The 2,116-nt window shown below is 64.1% G+C and carries 4 protein-coding genes; 2 read left to right on the forward strand and 2 right to left on the reverse strand.

Annotated features, from left to right (window positions below):
- Positions 1-71 precede the first annotated feature (71 nt).
- Entirely contained in the window at positions 72-578 is a 507-nt protein-coding gene (locus JOY90_RS03335; RefSeq protein ID WP_291689745.1) for a hypothetical protein, read from the forward strand.
- Here JOY90_RS03335 and JOY90_RS03340 read toward each other — a convergent pair.
- Both JOY90_RS03340 and JOY90_RS03345 read right to left on the reverse strand, forming a co-directional pair.
- On the reverse strand, positions 553-975 hold the full coding sequence (locus JOY90_RS03340; RefSeq protein ID WP_291689746.1) for a hypothetical protein: 423 nt from the start codon (positions 973-975) through the stop codon (positions 553-555). The two genes, JOY90_RS03335 and JOY90_RS03340, sit on opposite strands and share 26 nt — an antisense overlap.
- A 46-nt stretch (positions 976-1,021) precedes the next feature.
- A complete protein-coding gene (locus tag JOY90_RS03345; protein ID WP_291689747.1) occupies positions 1,022-1,486 on the reverse strand; it encodes a copper chaperone PCu(A)C in 465 nt (154 codons plus the stop codon).
- 162 nt (positions 1,487-1,648) lie between these two features.
- On the opposite strand from JOY90_RS03345, the gene JOY90_RS03350 reads away from it, so the two are divergent.
- Positions 1,649-2,116 (forward strand): Hsp70 family protein (locus JOY90_RS03350; RefSeq protein ID WP_291689748.1); only part of this gene is annotated, 468 nt, incomplete at its 3' end.

A 2,116-nucleotide genomic window follows, 5' to 3' on the forward strand; every position in this document is an offset into this window, starting at 1 on the left:
CAGCCAATCGCGAGGCGTGGCGGGCGATGCCGCCGCCCCGTCCGGCAGCCTGATCGAAGGAGTGGAACTGAATGGCTAGCAAGAAGCCGAAAATGCAAATCTATCGGGCCAAGGAATGCCGTCACATGACGGAGGAGGAGGGCACCGTCTCCAGCATGCCGGAATCCGCCGCGGTGGGGCTCGCCCGGATGGCCGAGGCCGGGATGGCCGACGGCTATGTCATCAAGGTGCTGTTCGACGCGCCTGGCTTTGCCCTTCACTATGCCTGGTTCAAGCCGAACTATCCGCTCGGCCGCCACAGCCATAGCGTCGATGCGCTCTACTATATCGTTTCAGGTTCAATGAAGCTGGGCACCGAATGGCTGGGCGCGGGCGACGGGTTCTGGCTCGCGGGCGACACCCCATACATCTACACTGCCGGGCCCGAAGGCCTCGAGATCCTCGAGTTCCGCCACACGTCCAAGTTCACCTCGGCGGCGCAGGGCGGAACCAAGGCTTTCTGGGACAAGGCGGTCGGGACGATCGAAGCCAATCGCGACGCCTGGCTTGCGGCTACGCCGCCTCGGGCTGCGGCGTGAACGGCAGCAAGGCTGCATAGTTGACCTTCGCCGCGGCCGCGTTGCGGCGAACCCCCCGGCGCAGGAGAAAGACATCGCGGGTAATCTCCGCCTGCTGTTCGATGCCATAGCGCTCGAACGGCTTACCCGGCGCAAGTCGATAGGCGTAGCGGCAGAAGGGATGGCGGCGAAGCAGCAGGCAGATGCCCTTTTGATGCTGCCAGACGTGCGTCATCTCATGGATGAACAGGCCCTGCAGGCCAAGTCCTGCTTTGGCGAAGTCGATCCCCGCCAGTAGGCCGCAGGGGTGGAGCCAGAGATCGCCGTCCGGTGCCATGATCCAGTTGCGCGGTTGCAATGGCCACCATTTGCGCTCGTAGACCCGGACCTTGGCATAATCGATCGCGTCGCCGAACATGCCGCGCGCCAGCGCGATCTCGCCGGCGCTGAGAAGTCGTCCGAATTTATTGTCGCTCATCACCCATGGCACGAACGCGCGCCCTGGCAGCGAGGGTCCGGCCACTGGCGAAGGCCAGATCGAGCCTGACTTCGCGACCTGCCGTCGCGGCGGCATCGAGCCCGAACAGCATGACGTGGCGGCCGCCGGGCGCGAAGGTTACGGTGCCGCCAGCGGGCACCGCCAGCTGCTCGACCGGCGCCATCCTCGCCATGCCGTGGTCCGCCGCCATCGTCTCGTGCATCTCCGCACGCCTCACCTGGGGGCTGCTGATGCTGGTCAGCCGATCCGATGTCGGGCCTCCATGGATCGTGAAATAAGCCGCGGATGGAGTTCCCGGTACCGCCGCGAGCCTGATCCAGGCATCGCTCACCCGGAGGCGGTTCGCATCGGTTGCGTTGTTGTCACCGCCGCTGGAGCACCCCCCGATCGCCACCGCAATACAACCAACCAGTATCACGGCGGCACGCATCGATTTCTCCTTGTTACGCTTCGCGTTCTTTAGCTGCGCCCGGCGTCTTGTGCCAATCGAAAGCCCCCCTATATCGCCCCCGTTAAAGCGCTGGTGGTGACCCTTGCTTGATGAGGAGGGTCGGCTGCCGGCATTGAGGCATGACGAACAAGAGGGACAATCATGGCCAAGGTTATCGGGATCGATCTGGGCACCACCAACAGCTGCGTCGCGGTGATGGAGGGAAGCAAGCCCAAGGTGATCGAGAATGCGGAGGGCGCCCGCACGACTCCCTCGATCATCGCATTCACCAAGGACGGCGAGCGTCTGACCGGACAGCCGGCGAAACGCCAGGCAGTCACCAATCCCGAGAACACCGTTTTTGCCGTCAAGCGGCTGATCGGTCGCCGGTTCGATGATCCGATGACCCAGAAGGACATGGGCCTGGTCCCGTACAAGATCGTCCGCGCCGGCAACGGCGATGCCTGGGTGCAGGCCGGCGGCAAGGACCTTAGCCCCTCGGAAGTTTCGGCGTTCATCCTGCAAAAGATGAAGGAAACCGCCGAGAGCTATCTCGGCGAGACCGTCACCCAGGCGGTGATCACGGTTCCCGCCTATTTCAACGATGCCCAGCGCCAGGCGACCAAGGAC

The sequence above is a fragment of the Bradyrhizobium sp. genome (assembly GCF_019242285.1).
Lineage (GTDB): Bacteria > Pseudomonadota > Alphaproteobacteria > Rhizobiales > Xanthobacteraceae > Bradyrhizobium.